This is a genomic window from Janthinobacterium sp. GL_088 (assembly GCF_057837845.1).
On record NZ_CM174453.1, the window covers coordinates 3,030,179 to 3,052,195 of the forward strand.

A 22,017-nucleotide genomic window follows, 5' to 3' on the forward strand; every position below is an offset into this window, starting at 1 on the left:
CTTTAATTTATATAAACACGCGAATCCGGTCGACAAGGGTGCCTGTATGGTGACTGATCGGATTCCAGACCCAACCCTGGAGTTAATAATGTCCGTAACAATGCGCGAAATGCTGGAAGCCGGTGTCCACTTTGGTCACCAAACCCGTTTTTGGAATCCAAAAATGGCACCGTTCATCTTCGGTCATCGCAACAAGATCCACATCATCAACCTGGAAAAAACCATGGCGATGTACCAGGACGCAATGAAGCACGTGCGTCAACTGGCTGCAAACCGTGGCACCATCCTGATGGTTGGCACCAAGCGTCAAGCTCGCGAAATCATCGCTGCTGAAGCACAACGCGCTGGCGTGCCTTTCGTTGATCAACGTTGGTTGGGCGGCATGCTGACCAACTTCAAAACGATCAAAACCTCGATCAAGCGTCTGAAAGACATGGAAGTGATGATCGAAGACGGTTCGATCGAGAAGCTGTCGAAAAAAGAAGCGCTGATGTTCTCCCGCGAAATGATCAAGCTGCAAAAATCGATCGGCGGCATCAAGGACATGGGCGGCATTCCTGACGCAATCTTCGTCGTCGACGTCGGCTACCACAAAGGTGCGATCACCGAAGCAGCTAAACTGGGTATCCCGGTCATCGGCGTTGTCGATACCAATCACTCCCCAGAAGGCGTGAACTTCGTGATCCCAGGTAACGATGACTCCTCGAAAGCCATCATGTTGTACGCTCGCGGTGTTGCTGATGCAATCATCGAAGGCCGTGCAGCTGCCGGTAACGAAGTTGTTGAAATGGTTAAAGCAGCCGCTGGCGACGAATTCGTCGAAGTAAACGAACAGGCTTAATGGCCAGGCTATCGCAAGATAGCCGTTTGTAAGCACAGCAGTAAGGGAAAAGGGGTGGCAGCAGCTCCCCCTTTTTTTTAACAAAAAAACGATAGTGACCGCTGGCGAGGCATGCATGCCCGGCCGCGACTATCGACTCACCGAATCAGGAGAAACACATGGCAGCGATTACAGCAGCGATGGTAGGCGAATTGCGCGGCAAAACCGACGCACCAATGATGGAATGCAAAAAAGCACTGACCGAAGCCGAAGGCGACATGGCTCGTGCGGAAGAGATCCTGCGCGTCAAACTGGGCGGCAAGGCATCGAAAGCATCGGCACGCATCACCGCTGAAGGCGTCGTGGCAACCTACATCGCCAATGGCGTAGGCGCCCTGGTCGAAGTGAACTCGGAAACCGACTTCGTTGCGAAAAACGACGATTTCCTGGCACTGGCCAACAACGCTGCCCGTCTGGTGGCAGAACACAACCCGGCTGACGTCGCTGCCCTGCTGGCCCTGCCACTCGATGGCAAGACCCTGGACGATGTGCGTGCTGCTCTGATCGGCAAAATCGGCGAAAACATGACCATCCGCCGCTTCCAGCGCTTCGAAACCAGCGCCAAGCTGGCTTCGTACCTGCACGGTTCGCGCATTGGCGTGATCGTCGAATTCGACGGTGCGGATGAGCAAGTGGGCAAAGATGTGGCCATGCACATCGCTGCCATGAAGCCAGTGTCGCTGTCGTCGAACGAAGTTCCTGCGGAACTGATCGAAAAAGAGCGCTCGGTTGCACAACTGAAAGCCGAAGAAGACGCAGCCAAAGCGGCCGCCGAAGGCAAGCCAGCGCAATCGCCGGAAATCCTGGCCAAGCGCCTGGAAGGTTCCGTACAGAAGTTCCTGAAAGAAGTATCCCTGCTGAACCAGGCTTTCGTGAAAAACGACAAGCTGTCGGTTGAGCAAATGCTGAAGGCGGCTAACACCAGCGTCAAAGGTTTCGCCATGTACGTAGTGGGCGAGGGCATCGAGAAGAAGCAAGACGACTTCGCAGCAGAAGTCGCAGCACAGATGGCTGCCTCCCAGGGAGCGTAAGTAAAGCGGGCCGAGAGGCCCGTTTTTTTGGCCCGCCCGCACCTGTCGTGCCGGGCGGCGGCATGGGCAGCCCCGCGCGCCTATCCGGCGCTGCAAGGCGCTGCGCCATGTCATACTCGAATAACCTCATTTATGGAGCCCCAGCTCATGTCAAAACCAGCCTACAAGCGCGTCCTCCTCAAGTTGTCCGGCGAAGCCCTGATGGGAGATGATCCCTACGGCATCAACCGCGCCACGATCGAGCGCATGGTGGCCGATGTGGCCGAGGTGGCGAAGTTGGGTGTGGAACTGGCAATCGTGATTGGCGGCGGCAATATCTTCCGCGGCGTCGCGCCTGGCGCGCAAGGCATGGACCGTGCCACCGCCGACTACATGGGCATGCTTGCCACGGTGATGAACGCACTGGCCCTGGCCGATGCCATGCGCCACGTCGGTATCACCGCGCGCGTCATGTCGGCCATCGGCATCGAGCAAGTGGTCGAGCCGTACGTCCGCCCGAAAGCCCTGCAATACCTGGAAGAAGGTAAAGTGGTGGTCTTCGCCGCCGGCACCGGCAATCCGTTCTTCACCACCGACACGGCAGCTGCCCTGCGCGGTGCCGAGATCAGCGCCGAGATCGTCCTGAAGGCCACCAAGGTCGACGGCGTCTACACGGCCGATCCGCAGAAGGATCCGAACGCCACCCTGTTCCACACGATTACGTTCGACGACGCCATCGCCAAGCACCTGCAAGTGATGGATGCCACGGCATTCGCCCTGTGCCGCGACCAGAAACTGCCAATCAAAGTGTTTTCGATCACCAAGCCAGGCGCGCTGATGCGCGTCATCATGGGTGAAGATGAAGGCACGCTGGTTCACGTGTAGAAATAAGGAGCACCGAGAAACCGTCCATGGCTGCGTTGCAGCGCCTCGCCGTACATTAAGTACTGTCTTCGGCGCTGCGCCTTGCCCTGAACGGTTTTTGGCACTCCCGATTGCGCGAACATTTACACTGCAGTGAATAATTGTAATACCCATTTATTATCAAGATATAGGAGGGCGTATGTCCTTAGCTGACGTTAAAAAGAACACCCAGGAACGCATGACGAAGTCGCTGGAAACACTGCGGGCCGATCTGGCCAAAGTGCGTACCGGCCGCGCCCATACGGGTATCCTGGACCACGTGATGGTCGATTACTACGGTTCGCCGACGGCGCTGACCCAGGTTGCCAACGTGACCCTGATCGACGCGCGTACCATCGGTGTGCAGCCGTACGAAAAGAAGATGGCCAACACCATCGAAAAAGCCATCCGCGACGCCGACCTGGGTCTGAACCCGTCGGCACAGGGCGACCTGATCCGCGTTCCGACGCCGCCGCTGACGGAAGAGCGCCGCAAGGAAATGGTCAAGCTGGTCAAGAGCGAGGCGGAAGATGCGAAGATTGCCGTGCGTAACATTCGCCGCGATGCAAACGAGTCGCTGAAGAAACTGGTCAAGGAAAAAGCCTGCTCCGAGGACGATGAGCGCCGCTCGTCGGAAGAAGTGCAGAAACTGACGGACAAGTTTATTGCCGACATCGACAAGATGGTGGTCGACAAAGAAAAAGAAGTACTGACCGTCTAGTTTTCAGTCCTTCGACGCTGCCCGGAAAAGCATGGCTTTTCCGGGCAGTGCTATTTGGCGCATAATAGCTATCTTTTATTTTTGGTATTCGTGTTTTCATGATCTATTCGAGTTCGACAACGGCAGTACCTGAGGTGGGCACGGTGCCGCGCCATGTGGCAATCATTATGGACGGCAATGGCCGCTGGGCAACCAAGCGCTTCCTGCCCCGCGTGGCTGGCCACGTGAAGGGTGCCGACGCCGTGCGCGGCATCGTCGAGACTTGCCTCGACCGCGGTGTCGAGTACCTGACCCTGTTTGCCTTCAGTTCGGAAAACTGGCGCCGCCCGGAAGAAGAGGTGTCGATGCTGATGCGCCTGTTCGTCACCATGCTGGAACGCGAAGTGGTCAAGATGCATGCCAACGATATCCGCCTGAAGGTCGTGGGCGACCTGTCGCGCTTCAATGAGCAGCTGCAAACCCTGATCGCCAATGCGGAGCGCAAGACGGCGAACAACACGCGTCTGACGGTGTCCATCTGCGCCAATTACGGCGGCCGCTGGGACATCATGCAGGCAGTCAATAAAATGACGGCCGAGGCGGCAGCCAATGGCCAGCCCGCCGGGAACGCGTACACGGAAGAGCAACTGGCGCCGCACCTGGCCATGGCTTACGCGCCCGAGCCCGACCTGTTCATCCGCACCGGCGGCGAGCAGCGCATTTCCAATTTCCTCCTGTGGCAACTGGCGTACACTGAGTTGTTTTTTACCGAAACTTTCTGGCCCGACTTCAATGACGAGTGCCTCGACGCGGCAATCGCGTCTTACCAGCAGCGCGAACGGCGCTTTGGCCGTACCAGCGCGCAATTAACTGAAAAGACAAACTGATGCTGAAAACACGGATAATCACCGCCCTGGTCTTGTTGGCGGTCTTGCTGCCGGTTCTGTATCTGAATTATTTCCCCGCTTTCGCCGTGATCGCCACGGCGTTCTTCGGCGCCGCCATCTGGGAAAGCTTCCGCATTTTCAAAAATCGCCAGGCGCTGCTGATTGCTGCCATCTGGACCGCCGCCTTCGCGTATACGTTTTTTGTTGGTAACGGCATGGCGCAGCTCAATTTCTGGTTCGCCCTGTGCGTGGCCATCTGGCTGATCCGCTTCGTGCCTTCGCTGGCGACGGGCTTGCCGCCCACCGAAGGCCTGGGCAATACCTTGCTCAGCCTCGTGTATCCGGTGACCATCGTCGGCTGCTTCGTCGCCATCATCGCCCTGTTCCTGCATAGCCCCTTGTTCCTGCTGTCCGTCATGGCCCTCGTGTGGATCGCCGATATCGGCGCGTACTTCTCGGGCAAGGCTTTCGGCAAGCGCAAGCTGGCGCCAAGCATTTCCCCAGGTAAATCCTGGGAAGGCGCCATCGGCGGCGGCATCGCCGTGCTCGTCATCTCCGCCATCACCATCGTGGCCGCGCCATCGCTGCCGGTCTTGCAAGACACCTTTGCCGTGCAGCTGCAATTGCGCCGCGGCTGGCCGGTGGCCTTGCTGGTGCTGCTGCTGATCGTCGCCGCCAGCATCGTCGGCGACCTGTTCGAATCCCAATTGAAGCGCCGCGCCGGCATCAAGGACAGCAGCAACCTGCTGCCTGGCCATGGCGGCGTACTCGACCGTATCGACGCCTTGATCCCGGTCCTGCCATTTGCCGCCCTTGTGGCCAGCTGGCTTTAAGGAAACTCATGCAATACATCACCATTCTTGGCGCGACCGGTTCGGTCGGCGTGTCCACCCTGGACGTGCTCGCGCGTCATCCCGAGCAATACAGCGTGTATGCGCTGAGCGCGCACAGCCGTGTGGCCGAACTGGCCGCCCAGTGTCTGCAATTTCGTCCCCTGCGCGCTGTCGTCGGCACGGCGGACGCCGCCCTTGAACTGACGCGCTTGCTGCGCGGGCAGGGCGTCGATACGCAGGTCGAGTATGGCGTGGATGCCCTCTGCGCCATCGCCAGCGCGCCGCAAGTGACGGGCGTGATGGCGGCCATCGTTGGCGCGGCTGGCCTGGCGCCCACCCTGGCGGCGGCGCGTGCCGGAAAGAAAGTATTGCTGGCCAATAAAGAAGCGCTGGTGATGTCCGGCCAGCTGTTCATCGATGCCGTGCACGATAACGGCGCCGTGCTGCTGCCGATCGACAGCGAACATAACGCCATCTTCCAATGCATGCCGCACGCCCATGGCCGCGCGCCAGGCGCCGCAGGCGTGGCGAAGATCGTGCTGACGGCGTCGGGCGGTCCCTTCCTCACGCGCGACGTCGAAACGCTCGACACGGTCACGCCGGACCAGGCCTGCAAGCACCCGACCTGGGCCATGGGCCGCAAGATTTCCGTCGATTCGGCCACCATGATGAACAAGGGCCTGGAAGTGATCGAGGCGCACTGGCTGTTCGGCGCGCCGGCCGACCAGATCGAAGTGCTGATCCACCCGCAAAGCGTGATCCATTCGATGGTGTCGTACATCGACGGTTCCGTGCTGGCCCAGCTGGGCAATCCGGACATGCGCACGCCGATCGCCCATGCGCTGGCGTATCCGCAGCGTATCGCTTCCGGCGTGGCGCAACTTGACCTGGCGCAAGTGGCCACCTTGCAGTTCGAACGTCCCGATTTCCGCCGCTTCCCCTGTCTGGCGCTGGCCTTCGACGCCCTGCGCGCGGGCGGCACGGCGCCGGCCCTGCTCAACGCGGCCAATGAAGTGGCCGTGCAAGCCTTCCTCGACGAGCAGATCGGCTTCCGCCAGATCGACCGGGTCATCGCCCACGTGATCGAAACGGTGCCGCACGGCGCCGCTTCCAGCATCGAGGCCGTGATGGAGCAGGACCGCCTGGCCAGAGAGGCCGCGCAAGCATACATTGCCCAGAGGCTGGCCGCATGACCTTGATTACCACCTTGCTGGCGTTCATCGTTGCGCTGGGCTCGCTGATCACCTTGCACGAGCTGGGCCACTATCTGGTGGCGCGCTGGTGCGGCGTCAAAGTGCTGCGTTTCTCGATCGGCATGGGGAAAGTGGTGTATTCGCGCAAGTTTGGCAAGGATCAGACGGAGTGGGCGATTTCCGCGCTGCCGCTGGGCGGCTATGTGAGCATGCTCGACAGTCGCGCGCAAGACCTCAGCGATTTGCCGGAAAGCGAATTGCGCCGCGAATTCACGCGCCAGAGCGTGTGGCGCCGCATCGCCATCGTGGCCGCCGGCCCGCTGGCCAATTTCCTCGTCGCCATCGTGCTGTACGCGGGTCTGTTCATGCATGGCATCGAAGAGCCGTCGAGCAAGCTCGGCCCCGTGGCCGAAGAGACGGCCGCCTACGCGGCCGGTTTGCGCAGCGGCGATACGGTCGAGGCGGTGAATGGCAAGGCCGTGGCCAGCTGGTCCGAGCTGCGCTGGGAGCTGATCCAGGCCACCCTCGACAAGCAGCCGGCGCGCATCGAAGTGCGCCGTCCCGACCGTGGCCAGCAGGAGGCGACCTTGCCGACGGCCAGCCTGACGGAGACGGACCTGGAAGGCGACGTGCTGGGCAAGCTGGGCCTGACCCTGGCCCGTTCCGCGCCTACTTTGATGGAAATCATGCCCGGTGGCGCCGCCGCGCGCGCCGGTCTGCAGAAAAACGACCAGATCCTGGCCATCGACGAACAGCCCGTGCACGACGTGGCGGCCGTGATCGCCACCCTGAGCCAGGCGCCGGGCCGGACCCTGCAATTGCAACTCTTGCGCCAGGGCCAGGACCTGACCCTGTCCATCACGCCGGACGCCGTGCCGGGCGCCGGGGCAGAGGGAGCTGTAACAGTTGGTAAGATACAGGCAAAGCTGGGACAGGTGCCGGATATGATCACCGTGGCATCCGGACCGTTCTCTGCCGTGGGCAAGGCGTCCACCAAGGTCTGGGATACCAGTGTCATGAGCCTGAAAATGCTGGGCAAAATGATCACCGGCCAGGTCTCGCTGAAGAATGTGACGGGTCCCATTACCATCGCCGATTATGCGGGCCAGACGGCGCGCATCGGCCTGGTAAGCTACCTGAGCTTCATCGCCTTCATCAGTATCAGTCTGGGCGTGATGAATTTGCTACCCATTCCTGTTCTGGATGGCGGGCATTTGCTGTATTATTCGCTGGAAGTTTTGACCGGACGCCCCTTGCCGGAGCGCGTAGGCGAGATTGCCCAGCGCCTGGGGATCGGTTTGTTGCTGACCTTGATGGTGCTTGCCGTCTTTAATGACGTGTTGCGATTGCTGAATTAGGGCGGTGGTTGATGCCATTGCGTGAGTCGCACAAGCAATCTTTTGTGTATGTTGTCCATTGATTTACCCATTGAATAACCCCAATGAAATTACATTCTGCTCGTTTTGCCTTGCCTTCCTTTCGCCGCAGCCTGATCGGCGCCGCCGTCATGGCCATCTGTTCCGGCCACGCGCTGGCCGTCCAGCCATTTACTGTCAAGGACATCCGGGTCGAAGGGATCCAGCGTACCGAAGCGGGCACCGTCTTTGCCTACCTGCCGGTGCGGGTCGGCGAAACGTTCTCCGACGAGAAGAGTATCGCCGCCATCAAGGCCCTGTATGCGACGGGCATGTTCAAGGATGTGCGCCTGGAAGCCGATGGCGACGTGCTGGTGGTGCTGGTCGAGGAACGTCCGGCCATCGCTTCCGTGGCATTTACGGGTACCAAGGAATTTGAAAAGGATGTGCTGGTCAAGGCATTGAAGGAAATCGGCGTCGGTGAAGCCAAAATTTTCGACAAGGCATCCGTCGACCGCGCGGAACAGGAACTTAAGCGCCAGTACCTGTCGCATGGCCTGTACGGCGTGAAGATCACCACCACCGTCACGCCGATCGAGCGCAACCGCGTCAACGTGGTGTTCGCCGTCGACGAGGGCGACGTGGCCCGCATCAAGCAGATCAACATCGTCGGCAACAAGGCCTTCACCGACAAGGAGCTGCGCGAGCAGCTGGCCCTGAACACGGGCGGCTGGTTCAGCTGGTACACCAAGGCCGACCAATATTCGAAGACCAAGCTGACGGGCGACATCGAGGCGCTCAAGTCCTACTACCTGGACCGCGGCTATATCGAGATGCAGGTCGACTCGACGCAAGTGTCGATCACGCCCGATAAAAAAGACATTTACCTGACGATCAATATCACCGAAGGTGAAAAGTACAAGATCGCCGGCACCAAGTTCGAAGGCGAGATGTTCGGCCGCGAAGAAGAGCTGAAAGCCCTGAACCTGATGCGCGAAGGCGAGATCTATTCGGGCGCGCGCCTGACGGCCACCAACAAGCGCATCCAGGACCGCCTGGCCACGTTCGGCTACGCCTTTGCCAACGTCAACGCCAATCCGGAAATCAACCGCGAGAAGCATGAAGTCGGTTTCACCTTCTTCATCGATCCGGGCAAGCGCGTCTACGTGCGCCACATGAATATCGCCGGCAATACCACCACGCGCGATGAAGTCATCCGCCGCGAATTCCGCCAGTTCGAATCGTCCTGGTATGACAGCAACAAGATCAAGCTGTCGCGCGACCGTGTCGACCGTCTCGGCTACTTCAAGGACGTGACCATCGACACGCCGGAAGCGCAGGGCACGACCGACCAGGTCGACGTCAACGTGACGGTGGTGGAGAAACCAACCGGTAACTTCCTGATCGGCGGCGCCTTCTCGCAATCGGAAAAATTCACCCTGTCGGCGTCGATTTCGCAGGCCAACTTTGCCGGTAGCGGCAACACGGTCGGCATCGAACTCAATACCAGCCATTACAGCCGCACGATCGCGTTTTCGCAAACCAATCCGTACTTCACGGACGACGGCATTTCGCGCAGCTTTGAAGTCTACCTGCGGACGACGGAACCGCCGGCGCTGAACATCGGCAGCTACAAGATCAAGCAAACCGGTGGCCGCGTCAGTTTCGGCGTGCCGTTCTCCGAAGTCGACACCGTCTTCTTCGGTATCGGCGCCGAGCGCTCGCGCATCGAGACCGACATCACCAGCCCGATCCGCTTCAAGCAGTACGTGGTCGACAATGGCGGCCCGTCCGACGGTATCGGTTCGGCCACCACCAACTCCATTCCGCTGACGGCGGCATGGCAGCGCGACAGCCGCGACAGTGCCCTGACGCCATCGATCGGCCGCTACCAGCGCATCAACCTGGAGGCGGACGTGATCGGCGACCAGAAGTACTTCCGTGCCATCTACGAGCACCAGTACTTCCGTCCGCTGTTCAGCAAGGTCACCCTGGCGCTCAAGGGCGAGCTCGATTACGGTCACGGTATCGGCAAGCACGTGTATCCGGTCTTCAAGAACTTCTACGGCGGCGGCATCGGTTCGGTGCGCGGCTACCTGAGCTCTTCGCTGGGCGCGGTTGAGCCGAGCACCAACGATGCCTTGGGCGGCGCTTCGCGCCTGATCGGTAACGCGGAACTGCAGATGCCATTCCCTGGTTCGGGAAATGACCGCAGCTTGCGCTGGTTCGGTTTCCTTGACGGCGGCCAGGTCTACCAGGAAGGCGAAAAAATGCGGATTTCGCAATTGCGCTATTCTGCTGGCTTGGGCATCAGCTGGATTTCACCGGTGGGCCCGCTCAAGCTGAGCTATGCCAAGCCGCTGAACGCCAAGCCGACGGACCGCCTGGAGCGCTTCCAGTTCCAGATGGGCACCGGTTTCTAACCGGCCATCTGAACCGGGGCGACAGCTTTTACTTTTTGACCATGGAGTATCATGAACACCGCATCCGCCACCCTGCCCAAGTCCCTTGCCATGATTGCATTGTGCTGGAGTTCGCTGTTGCCGGTGCAGGCGCAGGCTCAGGAGTCGAAGATCGCCTGGATCAGCAGCGAACGTATTTATAACGAATCGAGGCTGGCCAAGCTGGCTAGCGCCAAGCTGGCCGAAGAGTTCCGCTCGCGTGAAAAAGCCGTGCAGGAACTGGCCAGCCGCTTCAAGGTCGCCAACGAAGCCCTGGAAAAGGACATGCCGACCCTGAGCGAGGCGGAGCGCGCCAAGCGCCAGCGCGAGTTTTTCGAGCTGGACAAGGAGCTGCAACGCCGCCAGCGCGAGTTCCGCGAAGACTTGAGCCAGCGCACGAACGAAGAGCGCAGCGCCATCGCGGAAAAAGCCAACACCATCATCCAGCAGATGGCGCATATCGAAGGATATGACATCGTGCTGCAGGAAGCCCTGTGGGCCAGCCCGCGCATCGACATTACCGACAAGGTCTTGAAGGCGCTGGACAAGTAATATTAGAATAGAGGTAATTAGATGGGCACTCGACTAGGAGAATTGGTCGAACGCTTCGGCGGGCAATTGGCGGGCGATGCCAACCTGGAAGTTACAGGCATCGCACCGCTGGCCGACGCCGGCGCTTCGCACATCAGCTTTCTCAGCAATAGCAAATTCCGCGCGCAGGCCGCCCAGAGCGGCGCTGCCGCGCTGATCCTCACGCCGGCCGATGACGCGCTGATCGGCGACGACTACGCCGGCGCGCGCATCGTCACACCGAATCCCTATGTGTATTTCGCGCGCGCGGCACAGTATTTCGCCGCCCTGCACGAGATCAAGCCGCCCGTGGGTATCCATGCCAGCGCCATCGTCGATGATGGCGCGCAGGTCGATGCGACCGCATCGGTCGGACCGCGCGCCGTGATCGAAGCGGGTGCCGTGATCGGTGCCGGCTGCGTCATCGGGCCTGGCTGCGTGGTGGGACGCGACGCCGTCATCGGCGCGGGCACGCAACTGCTTGCCAACGTGACCTTCCATGCGCGCTGCGTGATCGGCCAGCGCGGCATCATCCATTCGGGCGCCGTGATCGGCACCGACGGATTCGGCTTCGCCAACGAAGGCGGCGTGTATATCAAGATTCCGCAGACGGGCAGGGTGGTGATCGGTGACGATGTCGATATCGGCGCCAACACCACCATTGACCGCGGCGCCCTGGCCGACACCATCATCGAAGATGGCGTCAAGCTCGATAACCAGATCCAGATCGGCCACAACTGCCATATCGGCGCGCATACGGCCATGGCCGGCTGCGTCGGCGTGGCCGGCAGCGCCATCATCGGCAAGTACTGCACCTTTGGCGGTGCCGCCATGGTGCTGGGCCACCTGACCATTGCCGATCGCGTCCACGTGGGCTCGGGCAGCATGGTCTCGCGTTCGATCGCGGAGCCTGGCCAGTACACGGGTTTTTATCCGCTGGCCAAGAACGCCGACTGGGAAAAGAGCGCCGCCATCGTGCGCAACCTGTCAAGCATGCGCGAAAAGATCCGTGCGCTTGAAAAAACAATTAAAACACTGACCACGCAAGACGAAAAATGACTACTGAAAAAAAGACCCTCGACATCCTCGCCATCAAATCGCTGCTGCCGCACCGCTACCCGCTGCTGCTGGTTGACCGCGTGCTGGACTGGGAAGCGAACAAAACCATCACCGCCATCAAGAACGTGACGGTCAACGAAGAGTTCTTCCAGGGCCATTTCCCGCACAAGCCGGTCATGCCTGGTGTGCTGATGATCGAAGCGTTGGCACAGACGGCGGCCTTGCTGTCGTTCCTGTCGATGGGCGTGAAACCGGACGAAAATTCGGTCGTGTACTTTGTCGGCATCGATAACGCGCGCTTCAAGCGCCCCGTCGAACCGGGCGACCAGCTGAAGATGGATGTGGAAATCCTGCGCGTTTCGCGCGGCATCTGGAAATACAAGGCCGTCGGTACGGTCGACGGCAAGCTGGCGGTGGAAGGTGAACTGATGTGCACCATCCGCAGCGCGCAGGATGCGAGCCAGTCTGCGAGCCAGCCAGCGGGGCAGTGATATGGCGGCCATCCACTCCACGGCAGTCATCGATCCGAAGGCCGAGCTCGACAGCTCGGTCGAAGTGGGTCCGTACACCATCATCGGTCCGCACGTGCGCATCGGCGCTGGCACCAAGGTTGGCCCGCACGTGGTCATCGATGGCCACACGACGATCGGCAGCGACAACCACCTGTTCCAGTTTTCTTCCATCGGCGCGCAGCCGCAAGATAAAAAATGGGCGGGCGAGGCGACGCGCCTGGAAATCGGCGACCGCAACACCATCCGCGAATTCTGCACCTTCAACACGGGCACCGTGCAAGGTGGCGGCGTGACGCGCCTGGGCAATGACAACTGGATCTCGGCGTATGTGCACCTGGCGCACGACTGCCTGGTGGGCAACAACACCATCTTTTCGAACAATGCCCAACTGGCGGGCCACGTGGAAATCGGCGACTGGGTCATCATGAGCGGCTTCGCCAACGTGCACCAGTTCTGCAAGATCGGCGCGCACGCCTTTGTCGGCATGAGCACCAGCCTGACGCAGGACGTGCCGCCGTTCGTCCTGTTGAACGGCAATCCGGCGCAAGCTCACGGCGTCAATATCGAAGGCCTGAAACGCCGCGGCTTTACGCGCGAGCAGATCAACGGCATCCGCACCGCGTATAAACTCATCTACCGCTCGGGACTGACCCTGGAGGAATCCAAGGCAGCCCTGTTCGAAGAAGAAGCGGCGTCGTCGCCCGAAGTGGCGGAACACATTCGCGCCATGCGCGAATTCCTTGGCGTGGCGTCGCGTGGCATCGTCCGCTGACCAAGCCAGCGGCCTGCCGGTCGCCAATATCGCCATCGTCGCCGGCGAGGTGTCGGGCGACCTGCTGGCCAGCCGGCTGCTGTCCGGCCTCGTGCCGCAGCTGCCCGGCGCGCGCTTCCACGGCATCGGCGGCGAGCACATGGCCAAGCAGGGCTTTGTGTCCGACTGGCCGCTCGACAAGCTGACCGTGCGCGGCCTGTTCGAGATCATTCCCCGCTACCGCGAGATCAAAGGTATTCAGAACGCGCTGCGCGACCAGTTGCTGGCCGAGCGTCCCGCCGTTTTCATCGGCGCCGACTATCCGGGTTTCAACCTGGGACTGGAACAGCAGCTCAAGGAAGGCGGCATCCCCACCGTGCACTACATCGGGCCGCAGATCTGGGCCTGGCGCGGCGGCCGCATCAAGAAAATCATCAAGGCTGTCTCGCACATGCTGGTGATCTTCCCCTTCGAGGAAGATATCTACCGCAAGGCGGGCGTGCCCGTCACCTACGTCGGCCATCCGCTGGCTGAAATGATTCCGTTGCAGCCCGACGAAGCGGCCGCGCGCCGCACCCTGGGCTTGCCGGAAGACGCGAATGTCGTGACCCTGATGCCGGGCAGCCGCATGGGTGAACTCAAATACAATACGGTAGCCTTTGTCGGCGCCTGCAAGCTGCTGCTGGCGCGCGACCGCTCCTTGCGTTTCGTCGCGCCCATGGCCGGCGAAAAACAGCGCCAGTACTTCCTGCAATTGATCGCGGAAGCGGGCTTGCAGGACGTCGAGATACTGCTCACGGACGGCGGCTCGCACACGGCCATCTGCGCCGCCGATGCGGTGCTGGTGGCGTCCGGCACGGCGTCGCTGGAAGTGGCGCTGTACAAGAAGCCCATGGTCATCGCCTACAAGATGATGCGCGCCTCGTGGGAAATCATGCGCCACATGGGCTACCAGCCATGGATAGGTTTGCCGAACATCCTGGCGCGCGACTACCTGGTGCCTGAGCTGCTGCAAAACGCGGCCAGCCCGGAAGCGCTGGCCGAGGCCATGTGGCAGCAACTGAGCGACGTGCCGGGCCGCTTGCGTCTGGTGCAGCGCTTCACGGACATGCACCACAGCCTGCTGCGCGACAGTGCGCTTGAAAGCGCCAACGCCGTCATGCAGGTCATCGCCGCCAACCGCAAGTAAGCCCGATCACCGCTTCAACCGCAGTACCAACCAAAGATTCAACGTGAAAAATATCTATCCCGGCCTGTTTGACGACTTGCCATTCTCGCTCGATGAAATCATCTGCGGTGTCGACGAGGCAGGACGCGGTCCGCTGGCCGGCCCCGTGTTCGCCGCCGCCGTGATCCTCGACCCGAACCAGCCGATCGACGGCTTGCGTGATTCGAAAAAACTCAGCGAAGCCAAACGCGACCTGCTGGCGCCGCAGATCAAGGCCAAGGCCCTGGCCTGGGCCATCGCCGAAGCGTCGGAAGAAGAGATCGACCGCCTGAACATTTTGCAGGCATCGATGCTGGCCATGCGCCGCGCCGTCGAGGCGCTGGCGACCGTGCCGACCCTGGCCCTGATCGACGGCAACCGCTGCCCCGTGATGCCGATACGCGGCATGGCCATCATCGGTGGCGACGACAAGGTCGATTCGATTTCCGCTGCCTCGATCCTGGCCAAGACGGCGCGCGATGCGGCCCTGGTGCACCTGCATGCGGCCTATCCCGAATACTGCTTCGACCAGCACAAGGGTTACGGCACCAAGCTGCACCTGGAGCGCCTGCACCTGCACGGCGCCTCGCCCGTGCACCGCCGCTCGTTCGCGCCCGTGCGCAACGTGATCGCCCTGTTCGGCGGACAGGAGGTGGTGGCATGAAGACGATCACCTCGCGCGACAATGCGCAATACAAGGATTTGCTGAAACTGGCGGGCAGTTCGCAGGCGCGCCGCAAGTCGGGCCGCACCCTGCTCGACGGCGTGCACCTGTGCCAGTCGTATCTGCAGCTGCGCGGCATGCCGGAGCAATGCATCGTCAGCGAAAGCGCCTTGCAGAACCCGGAAGTGGCGGACATCGTCGGCCAGCTGGAAAGCCAGCGCGCACACGTACTGGGCTTGCCGGACGCGCTGTATAACGCGGTGAGCCAGGTCGAACACGGCGTGGGCGTGATGTTCCTCGTCGAGACGCCGGAACGGGCCGTCACGCAGCCCCTGAGCGTGTCGGCCGTGCTGCTCGATAATTTGCAGGATCCAGGCAACGTGGGCTCCATCCTGCGCAGCGCGGCCGCCGCCGGCATCACGCAGGTGTACTGCAGCGCCGGCACGGCCTTCTGCTGGTCGCCGAAGGTGCTGCGCGCGGCGATGGGCGCGCACTTCGTGCTCGACATCTTTGAAAACGTCGACCTGGCGGCGCTCGTTTCCGGCGCCAAGGTGGCGACGCTCGCTACCAGCGGCTATGCCACCCAGCGCCTGTACGACGTCGACCTGCGTCAGCCCGTCGCCTGGCTGTTCGGCCATGAGGGGCAGGGCGTGGCTGATGACCTGCTGTCGATGGCGACGCACCAGGTGGTCATTCCCCACCTGGGCCAGATCGAATCGTTGAACGTAGCCGCCTGCGCAGCCGTCTGCTTCTTCGAGCAGCTGCGCCAGGGGCAGGCCTGAACACGCCATGGCTTTCCCTGTGCTTGCCGACGGTGCGGCCCGCGACGCGGCCTGGTGGCGCCAGGTGGCCGCGTTGTATCCCGCGCCGCCGGACGCCATCGTCAATCTCGAACACGGCTATTTCGGCGCCATGGCCGGACCCGTGCAAGCGGCCTTCGAGCAGGCCGTGCGCTACACCAACGAGCAACTGAGTCCCTTCGTGCGCGGCGAGTTTACGCGCACGCATGTGGATATCCTGCGCCAGCGCGTCGCCGCGCTGATCCACGCGCAGCCGCACGAGATCCTGCTGACCCGCAGCGGCACGGAGTCGATGCAGGTGCTGATCACGCAATACCATGGCCTGGCGCCCGGTGATACGGTGCTGTGGAGTAATCTCGATTATCCGGCCATGCGCACGGCCATGCGCTGGCTGGCGCGGCGCCGTGGTGTCACCAGCACGCAAGTCACACTGAGCTTACCCATCGGCGATGACGAGATCATCGCCAGTTACGCGCAAGCCATGCGCCAGGCCGTCAAGCCCAGGTTGCTGCTGTCGCAGGTGACGCCGGCCAACGGCCAGCAAATGCCAGTGAAGGCCATCATGGCGCTGGCGCGCGAACACGGCATCGACGTGCTGCTCGACAGCGCCCATGCGCTGGGACAGGTCGACGTGGACGTGCAGGCGATGGGCGTCGATTTCGCCGGTTTCAATCTGCATAAATGGCTGGGAGCGCCGGCGGGACTCGGTGTCGTGTATATCCGCGCATCGCAGTTGCACAAGATCGAACCGCATTGTGGCGACGACGATTATCCGCTTGACGATATCCGCAGCCGCCTGCACATGGGCATGCCGCCGATCGGCGCCATCCTGGCCGCGCCTGCCGCCTTGGACTTTCATGAGCGCCTGGGAGGCACGCCAGCCAAGACGGCACGCCTGGCCTGGCTGCGCGATTACTGGGTCAGCCGCGCCGTGCAACTGCCTGGCGTACGCCTGCTGTCGCCGCTGGATGCGCTGCGTGGCACGGCGCTGGTGGCGTTTGCCGTCGATGGCATGGATGCACGCGCGCTGCAACAGGCCTTGCTGCACCGTTTCGGGGTCTTTACCGTGCAGCGCAATATCGGCGATACCGATATCGTGCGCGCCACGGTGGCCGTCACCACCACCACCGGTGAACTGGACCGGCTGGTGGCGGCGCTGGAGGTGCTGGGCAGAGAGGCATAGCGGCAGGTCCGCCAGGCAAGCCGGCTGTGCGGTGACTTACAGTTTCAGCTCAGCGATCTTGCGCAGGCCCTGTTCGACATTGTTGCGTGCCGCACCTTCCGTCGCCAGGCGCAGGCGTGTGGTTCCTGCGAAAGCGTCGGTGGCGCTGGCCGTGTATTCCGACTTGACGGCTTCCTGCCATACCTTGCTGCTGTCGCTGGCGCGTATCAGTGTCCAACCCATTTCCAGGCCCACAGTAAAGGAAAAGCCGAAATTGGGCTGGACGACGTTGACGATGTTGACGGTCAGCAGGTAGTCGCCACCCTTGCCGGGCACCACGCGCGAAAAGGTCTTGGTCTGGTTGATCGCTTCGGTGACCGCTTTCGCCAGTTCCGCGTTGTCGATCTGCGATTTACCCATGCTGTTGGTGTCGCTGCCGCCGAGCGCCGCAACTGACACCGATTGTGGGTGTTGCTGGCTTACTTTCAGCGTCACCGGCACCATCGCCTGATAGGTGACAGGTGATGCGCAACCGCCCAATGCCAGCAGAGTGGCAACGACAGGGATGGCGAGCAGGCGCGCTGCATGGAATGGCAGAATTTTTTTCATGATATGGGGAGTGGATGAGTGAACACGGCGCGGTTTGCCACAGGCAGCAAACCGCAGGATTTACTGCGGCGAGGCGGAAAAAATATTGTTCAGCACTTCATCGACCATTTCGTCGGGCGACTTGCGTGCCATCGAAGTATGGAAGGAATTGCCAGTGGCAAGCGGGAAGCCGGTTTTCGGGTCGCGCAAGTTGACGCTCAGTTCCACCATGTACATGGTGATATCCCACATCCACTTGTCGGCGTACGTGACGGCGACATCGGCGTTGTACGGCCCCGCCAATACAGGACCGTTGGTCACCACATAGCCGCGCTTTTCCAGATTAGCCTTGATGATCTTGTCGATATGGCGCCCGTCTTGCGGGAACTTCACCACGTAGACGCTTTTGATGCTGTTCAGATCGGTTCCCGGACTGAGCGAGCTGGTGGCTTTATTGACAGCGCAACCGGTCAGGGACAGGGCCGCCAGCATAGTGCAGCTTGAAGCAAAAACGGAAAGGGTATTACGTTTAAACATACTATGATGGCCTAGGTGGTAACGCGATCGAGCAAAAATAATGTCCGCGTGGTGGAGAACTCTTATTTGCTTTTAAGAAATAAAATAATAATGCATTTTTGATAAATAAGAAAGTGTAAAGATTGAGTTTTCAGCCCGCTGCGACCTGGCCTGCTATCGGCCACGCCGGATCACCGCAGTTTGGTCAGGGACATCGAAAGGGAGTTTTTGATTACTGGCCAGTCGGAGGTGACTGCAGCAGAGAGTATGGTCGTGGAAAGTGCGAAAAATATTTTAAGAGCAGGCCTTGAACGGCATGGCAAAAGCATCGCTGGCCACGCGGTTTTGCTTTGCTCTGAATCCAATGCCTTTACGAAGATGACGGCCGCCGCCAGACCGCCAGCGCAAGCCACTGGCAAGACCTCGGCCAGCGGCAGTGCCACTTCAACTTGCGATAGCTTGGGCCACCTTGCAGACACATTGCTTTCGACGTGATGCCTGCGCTACGCGGCGGACCTTTCTGTGTCAATACTCGCGGCGGTTCGGTTTGATTTCCTGGAGGATCGTCGTGGATATCTCCTCGATCGACTTGGTGGTCGACGACAGCCAGCGGATACCCTCGCGTTTCATCATTTTTTCTGCCTCGTTGACCTCGTAACGGCAATTTTCAATGGCCGCATACTTGCTTCCAGCGCGTCTTTCGTTGCGTATTTCCGACAAACGTTCGGGCGTAATGCTCAATCCGAAAATTTTATTCTTAAATTCCAGTAAGGCGGAAGGCAGCTTGTCGCGCTCGAAATCGTCGGGAATCAACGGATAATTGGCCGCCTTGATACCGTATTGCATGGCCAGGTACAGGCTGGTCGGGGTCTTGCCAGAGCGCGAAACACCCACCAGAATGACATCGGCCGAGGACAGGTTCTTGTGCGACTGGCCATCGTCGTGCGCCAGCGAATAGTTGATCGCCTCGATGCGATTCTTGTATTCCTCGCTGTCGACGATGTTGTGCGAACGCCCGATGGTATGGGTCGACATCACGCCCAGCTCCTGCTCCAGCGGGGCGACAAAGGTCTGGATCAGGTCCATGTGCATGCCGCTGGACTTGCGGATTACGGCCGACAGGTCGTTCTTCACCAGGGTCGAGAAAATGATGGGGCGCTGGCCATCGGTGGCGAACGCTTCATTGATCTTGCGCGCCGCCTCGTAGGCCTTGTCCATGGTGTCGATGAAGGGCAGGCGGATCTGGCGGAAGCGCAGATCGAACTGCGTCAGCACCGAGTGGCCGAACGTCTCGGCGGTGATGCCGGTGCCGTCGGAAACGAAGAAGACGGTGCGGGCCGCGGAGGGCAGAGGAGGGCGTGGTTCTTGTGTCATGGGTTTTCGGATCAAGATTGTGCGTCGTCAATTTGCGCCGCACAAGGTAAAATGGCTGCAACGGTATGATTGTGCTGCACGACGCCAAGAATAACAAGAAGACTGTCTGTGCGCCGCGCGTAAAGATTTCTATCATCAGTAAGGGTGTCATTATGACCAACGCAGTATCGCAACAGCAGGAAGACAAGGACGCGGTGTATGTTGCCTCGTTCGAGCATTTGCGCATGACGGATGTCGAATCCGTCGGCGGCAAGAACGCCTCCCTGGGCGAAATGATCAGCCAACTGGCGGAAGCCGGCGTGCGCGTGCCCGGTGGCTTTGCCACCACGGCGCAGGCATTCCGCGATTTCCTGTCGTATAGCGCCAACGGCGGCTTGCCGCTGGCCGAACGCATCGCCCAGCGCCTCGAAGGGCTGAACATCGATGACGTGCGCTCGCTGGCGCAAGCCGGTGCGGAGATCCGTCAATGGATCGTGGAAACGCCATTCCAGCCTCGCCTGGCCGCTGAAATCGACCAGTTCTACGCCAAGCTGGTAGCCGATTCCGATACCGAAATGTCGTTTGCCGTGCGTTCCTCGGCCACGGCGGAAGACTTGCCGGACGCTTCTTTTGCTGGTCAGCAAGAAACCTTCCTGAACGTGGTCGGCATCGACAACGTGCTCGACGCCATGAAACAGGTGTTCGCCTCGCTGTACAACGACCGCGCCATCTCGTATCGCGTACATAAAGGCTTTACGCACGCGGAAGTGGCCCTGTCGGCCGGCGTGCAGCGCATGGTGCGTTCCGACCTGGGCGCGGCCGGCGTGATGTTTACCATCGACACCGAATCGGGCTTCAAGGACGTGGTCTTCGTCACCTCCAGCTATGGCCTGGGCGAAACCGTGGTGCAGGGCGCCGTCAACCCAGACGAATTCTATGTGCACAAGCCGATGCTGGAAAAAGGCAAGTCGCCTGTGATCCGCCGCAATATCGGCTCGAAGCTGCTGAAGATGGAATTTACGAACGAAGCGAAAGCTGGCCGTTCCGTGAAAACCGTCGACGTGCCCGTCGAAATGCGCAACCGCTACTCGCTGAACGACAGCGAAGTGGTGGAACTGGCCAAGTACGCCGTCATCATCGAGAACCACTACGGCCGTCCGATGGACATCGAGTGGGGCAAGGATGGCCGCGACGGCAAACTGTACATCCTGCAAGCGCGTCCTGAAACCGTCAAGTCGCAGCAAAAGGCGACCGACGTGCAGGAACGCTTCAAGCTGAAAAGCACGGGCACCGTGCTGACGTCCGGCCGCGCCATCGGCCAGAAGATCGGCGCCGGCCCCGTCCGCGTGATTCACGACCCGGCGGACATGGAGCGCGTGCAGCCAGGCGACGTGCTCGTTGCCGACATGACGGACCCGAACTGGGAGCCGGTCATGAAGCGCGCTTCGGCCATCGTCACCAACCGTGGCGGCCGTACTTGCCACGCTGCGATTATTGCGCGTGAACTCGGTGTGCCGGCCGTCGTCGGCTGCGGCAATGCCACCGACGTGCTGAAGGACGGCACCTTTGTCACCGTGGTGTGCTCCGAAGGCGACGAAGGCAAGATATACGATGGCTTGCTGGAAACGGAAGTGTCTGAAGTGTCGCGCGGCGAATTGCCGAAGCTCGACACCAAGATCATGCTCAACGTGGGCAATCCGCAGCTGGCGTTCGACTTCCAGTCCGTGCCGAATGCCGGCGTGGGCCTGGCGCGCCTGGAATTCATCATCAATAACAATATTGGTGTGCACCCGCGCGCGATCCTCGAATACCCGAACATCGACGCCGACCTGAAAAAGGCCGTGGAATCGGTGGCGCGTGGCCATGCTTCGCCAAAAGCGTTTTACATCGACAAGCTGGCCGAAGGCATCGCCACCATCGCTGCCGCGTTCTGGCCGAAAAAAGTCATCGTGCGCCTGTCCGACTTCAAGTCGAACGAGTACAAGAAGCTGATCGGCGGTTCGCGCTACGAGCCGGACGAGGAAAACCCGATGCTGGGCTTCCGCGGTGCGGCGCGCTACCTGTCGGCCGACTTCTCCGAAGCGTTCAACATGGAATGCGAAGCGATGAAGCGCGTGCGCAATGACATGGGCCTGACGAACGTGGAAATCATGGTGCCATTCGTGCGCACCCTGGGCCAGGCCGAGAAAGTCATCGACTTGCTGGCGAAAAACGGCTTGAAGCGCGGCGAGAACGACCTGCGCGTCATCATGATGTGCGAAGTGCCGTCGAACGCCATCCTGGCCGACCAGTTCCTCGACCATTTCGACGGTTTCTCGATCGGTTCGAACGACCTGACCCAGCTGACCCTGGGCCTGGACCGCGATTCCGGCATGGAATTGCTGGCCGCCGACTTCGACGAGCGCGATCCTGCCGTGAAAGCCCTGCTGTCGCTGGCCATCAAGGCTTGCCTGGCACGCGGCAAGTACATCGGCATTTGCGGCCAGGGTCCTTCCGACCATCCGGACTTCGCCGTCTGGCTGATGGAGCAGGGCATCGAATCGATGTCCCTGAATCCCGACTCGGTGATCGACACCTGGCAAAAGCTGGCTGCGCTGAAAGCGTAAGCATCTATATTGCCTTCTGAAAACCCG

Annotated in this window: 21 protein-coding genes; 18 read left to right on the forward strand and 3 right to left on the reverse strand. The window is 60.8% G+C overall.

Annotated features, from left to right (window positions below; all coding sequences use genetic code 11):
• Positions 1 to 88: 88 nt before the first annotated feature.
• The 17 genes from rpsB (at position 89) to AC3IQ7_RS13930 (ending at position 16,948) form a co-directional block, all read left to right on the forward strand.
• The gene (rpsB, locus tag AC3IQ7_RS13850; RefSeq protein ID WP_010397614.1) at positions 89 to 841 is read left to right on the forward strand and encodes a 30S ribosomal protein S2; all 753 of its coding nucleotides are present in this window, start codon (positions 89 to 91) and stop codon (positions 839 to 841) included.
• 158 nt (positions 842 to 999) lie between these two features.
• Positions 1,000 to 1,911, forward strand: coding sequence for a translation elongation factor Ts (tsf, locus tag AC3IQ7_RS13855; RefSeq protein WP_099379866.1), 912 nt, complete (start codon positions 1,000 to 1,002; stop codon positions 1,909 to 1,911).
• Between the two features lie 147 nt (positions 1,912 to 2,058).
• The gene (pyrH, locus tag AC3IQ7_RS13860; protein WP_035818156.1) at positions 2,059 to 2,775 is read left to right on the forward strand and encodes a UMP kinase; all 717 of its coding nucleotides are present in this window, start codon (positions 2,059 to 2,061) and stop codon (positions 2,773 to 2,775) included.
• A 178-nt stretch (positions 2,776 to 2,953) separates the two neighbouring features.
• Complete coding sequence (frr, locus tag AC3IQ7_RS13865; RefSeq protein ID WP_034784152.1) at positions 2,954 to 3,514, forward strand: ribosome recycling factor; 561 nt, start codon at positions 2,954 to 2,956, stop codon at positions 3,512 to 3,514.
• A gap of 98 nt (positions 3,515 to 3,612) precedes the next feature.
• A complete protein-coding gene (gene uppS, locus AC3IQ7_RS13870) occupies positions 3,613 to 4,380 on the forward strand; it encodes a polyprenyl diphosphate synthase (protein ID WP_099379865.1) in 768 nt (255 codons plus the stop codon).
• Positions 4,380 to 5,213 (forward strand): phosphatidate cytidylyltransferase, encoded by an 834-nt coding sequence (locus tag AC3IQ7_RS13875; protein ID WP_219310583.1) that lies wholly within the window; start codon positions 4,380 to 4,382, stop codon positions 5,211 to 5,213. Before uppS ends, AC3IQ7_RS13875 begins: the two co-directional genes overlap by 1 nt.
• Positions 5,214 to 5,221: 8 nt before the next feature.
• Complete coding sequence (gene ispC, locus AC3IQ7_RS13880; protein WP_099379863.1) at positions 5,222 to 6,406, forward strand: 1-deoxy-D-xylulose-5-phosphate reductoisomerase; 1,185 nt, start codon at positions 5,222 to 5,224, stop codon at positions 6,404 to 6,406.
• Positions 6,403 to 7,764 carry an RIP metalloprotease RseP gene (gene rseP, locus AC3IQ7_RS13885; RefSeq protein WP_489210153.1) on the forward strand — a complete coding sequence of 454 codons (1,362 nt, stop codon included), beginning with the start codon at positions 6,403 to 6,405 and terminating at the stop codon, positions 7,762 to 7,764. The genes ispC and rseP overlap by 4 nt, the downstream gene beginning before the upstream one ends.
• A gap of 83 nt (positions 7,765 to 7,847) precedes the next feature.
• Positions 7,848 to 10,184, forward strand: a complete 2,337-nt coding sequence (gene bamA, locus AC3IQ7_RS13890; RefSeq protein WP_099379861.1) for an outer membrane protein assembly factor BamA — start codon at positions 7,848 to 7,850, stop codon at positions 10,182 to 10,184.
• A gap of 51 nt (positions 10,185 to 10,235) precedes the next feature.
• Positions 10,236 to 10,754 carry an OmpH/Skp family outer membrane protein gene (locus AC3IQ7_RS13895; protein WP_099379860.1) on the forward strand — a complete coding sequence of 173 codons (519 nt, stop codon included), beginning with the start codon at positions 10,236 to 10,238 and terminating at the stop codon, positions 10,752 to 10,754.
• 21 nt (positions 10,755 to 10,775) lie between these two features.
• The gene (gene lpxD / locus AC3IQ7_RS13900; RefSeq protein WP_099379859.1) at positions 10,776 to 11,831 is read left to right on the forward strand and encodes a UDP-3-O-(3-hydroxymyristoyl)glucosamine N-acyltransferase; all 1,056 of its coding nucleotides are present in this window, start codon (positions 10,776 to 10,778) and stop codon (positions 11,829 to 11,831) included.
• Complete coding sequence (gene fabZ / locus AC3IQ7_RS13905; protein ID WP_046684969.1) at positions 11,828 to 12,322, forward strand: 3-hydroxyacyl-ACP dehydratase FabZ; 495 nt, start codon at positions 11,828 to 11,830, stop codon at positions 12,320 to 12,322. The genes lpxD and fabZ overlap by 4 nt, the downstream gene beginning before the upstream one ends.
• A gap of 1 nt (position 12,323) precedes the next feature.
• Entirely contained in the window at positions 12,324 to 13,115 is a 792-nt protein-coding gene (gene lpxA, locus AC3IQ7_RS13910) for an acyl-ACP--UDP-N-acetylglucosamine O-acyltransferase (protein WP_092610952.1), read from the forward strand.
• Positions 13,099 to 14,283 carry a lipid-A-disaccharide synthase gene (gene lpxB / locus AC3IQ7_RS13915; protein ID WP_489210157.1) on the forward strand — a complete coding sequence of 395 codons (1,185 nt, stop codon included), beginning with the start codon at positions 13,099 to 13,101 and terminating at the stop codon, positions 14,281 to 14,283. The genes lpxA and lpxB overlap by 17 nt, the downstream gene beginning before the upstream one ends.
• 43 nt (positions 14,284 to 14,326) lie before the next feature.
• A complete protein-coding gene (gene rnhB / locus AC3IQ7_RS13920; RefSeq protein ID WP_099379858.1) occupies positions 14,327 to 14,965 on the forward strand; it encodes a ribonuclease HII in 639 nt (212 codons plus the stop codon).
• Positions 14,962 to 15,747 carry a TrmH family RNA methyltransferase gene (locus tag AC3IQ7_RS13925; protein WP_077403392.1) on the forward strand — a complete coding sequence of 262 codons (786 nt, stop codon included), beginning with the start codon at positions 14,962 to 14,964 and terminating at the stop codon, positions 15,745 to 15,747. The genes rnhB and AC3IQ7_RS13925 overlap by 4 nt, the downstream gene beginning before the upstream one ends.
• 7 nt (positions 15,748 to 15,754) lie before the next feature.
• The gene (locus tag AC3IQ7_RS13930; protein WP_489210160.1) at positions 15,755 to 16,948 is read left to right on the forward strand and encodes an aminotransferase class V-fold PLP-dependent enzyme; all 1,194 of its coding nucleotides are present in this window, start codon (positions 15,755 to 15,757) and stop codon (positions 16,946 to 16,948) included.
• A gap of 36 nt (positions 16,949 to 16,984) precedes the next feature.
• Here AC3IQ7_RS13930 and AC3IQ7_RS13935 read toward each other — a convergent pair whose 3' ends face one another.
• From AC3IQ7_RS13935 to ppsR, 3 genes are all read right to left on the reverse strand, one after another.
• Entirely contained in the window at positions 16,985 to 17,536 is a 552-nt protein-coding gene (locus tag AC3IQ7_RS13935) for a hypothetical protein (protein WP_322427281.1), read from the reverse strand.
• Positions 17,537 to 17,596: 60 nt separating this feature from the next.
• A complete protein-coding gene (locus tag AC3IQ7_RS13940) occupies positions 17,597 to 18,007 on the reverse strand; it encodes a hypothetical protein (RefSeq protein WP_489210162.1) in 411 nt (136 codons plus the stop codon).
• Between the two features lie 549 nt (positions 18,008 to 18,556).
• Complete coding sequence (ppsR, locus tag AC3IQ7_RS13945) at positions 18,557 to 19,405, reverse strand: posphoenolpyruvate synthetase regulatory kinase/phosphorylase PpsR (protein ID WP_035818186.1); 849 nt, start codon at positions 19,403 to 19,405, stop codon at positions 18,557 to 18,559.
• Positions 19,406 to 19,557: 152 nt separating this feature from the next.
• Between ppsR and ppsA the strand changes: the two genes are divergently transcribed.
• Positions 19,558 to 21,990, forward strand: coding sequence for a phosphoenolpyruvate synthase (gene ppsA, locus AC3IQ7_RS13950; protein ID WP_071078407.1), 2,433 nt, complete (start codon positions 19,558 to 19,560; stop codon positions 21,988 to 21,990).
• Positions 21,991 to 22,017 lie beyond the last annotated feature (27 nt).

What these genes read in the sequence shown, in the direction of transcription:
- frr (WP_034784152.1), top strand. Translation starts at nt 2,954, where the DNA reads ATGTCCTTAGCTGACGTTAAAAAGAACACCCAGGAACGCATGACGAAG.
- AC3IQ7_RS13935 (WP_322427281.1), bottom strand. Translation starts at nt 17,536, where the DNA reads ATGAAAAAAATTCTGCCATTCCATGCAGCGCGCCTGCTCGCCATCCCT.
- uppS (WP_099379865.1), top strand. Translation starts at nt 3,613, where the DNA reads ATGATCTATTCGAGTTCGACAACGGCAGTACCTGAGGTGGGCACGGTG.
- bamA (WP_099379861.1), top strand. Translation starts at nt 7,848, where the DNA reads ATGAAATTACATTCTGCTCGTTTTGCCTTGCCTTCCTTTCGCCGCAGC.
- lpxD (WP_099379859.1), top strand. Translation starts at nt 10,776, where the DNA reads ATGGGCACTCGACTAGGAGAATTGGTCGAACGCTTCGGCGGGCAATTG.
- ispC (WP_099379863.1), top strand. Translation starts at nt 5,222, where the DNA reads ATGCAATACATCACCATTCTTGGCGCGACCGGTTCGGTCGGCGTGTCC.
- tsf (WP_099379866.1), top strand. Translation starts at nt 1,000, where the DNA reads ATGGCAGCGATTACAGCAGCGATGGTAGGCGAATTGCGCGGCAAAACC.
- AC3IQ7_RS13925 (WP_077403392.1), top strand. Translation starts at nt 14,962, where the DNA reads ATGAAGACGATCACCTCGCGCGACAATGCGCAATACAAGGATTTGCTG.
- rpsB (WP_010397614.1), top strand. Translation starts at nt 89, where the DNA reads ATGTCCGTAACAATGCGCGAAATGCTGGAAGCCGGTGTCCACTTTGGT.
- ppsR (WP_035818186.1), bottom strand. Translation starts at nt 19,405, where the DNA reads ATGACACAAGAACCACGCCCTCCTCTGCCCTCCGCGGCCCGCACCGTC.
- pyrH (WP_035818156.1), top strand. Translation starts at nt 2,059, where the DNA reads ATGTCAAAACCAGCCTACAAGCGCGTCCTCCTCAAGTTGTCCGGCGAA.
- lpxA (WP_092610952.1), top strand. Translation starts at nt 12,324, where the DNA reads ATGGCGGCCATCCACTCCACGGCAGTCATCGATCCGAAGGCCGAGCTC.
- AC3IQ7_RS13930 (WP_489210160.1), top strand. Translation starts at nt 15,755, where the DNA reads ATGGCTTTCCCTGTGCTTGCCGACGGTGCGGCCCGCGACGCGGCCTGG.
- AC3IQ7_RS13940 (WP_489210162.1), bottom strand. Translation starts at nt 18,007, where the DNA reads ATGCTGGCGGCCCTGTCCCTGACCGGTTGCGCTGTCAATAAAGCCACC.
- AC3IQ7_RS13895 (WP_099379860.1), top strand. Translation starts at nt 10,236, where the DNA reads ATGAACACCGCATCCGCCACCCTGCCCAAGTCCCTTGCCATGATTGCA.
- ppsA (WP_071078407.1), top strand. Translation starts at nt 19,558, where the DNA reads ATGACCAACGCAGTATCGCAACAGCAGGAAGACAAGGACGCGGTGTAT.
- fabZ (WP_046684969.1), top strand. Translation starts at nt 11,828, where the DNA reads ATGACTACTGAAAAAAAGACCCTCGACATCCTCGCCATCAAATCGCTG.
- rseP (WP_489210153.1), top strand. Translation starts at nt 6,403, where the DNA reads ATGACCTTGATTACCACCTTGCTGGCGTTCATCGTTGCGCTGGGCTCG.
- AC3IQ7_RS13875 (WP_219310583.1), top strand. Translation starts at nt 4,380, where the DNA reads ATGCTGAAAACACGGATAATCACCGCCCTGGTCTTGTTGGCGGTCTTG.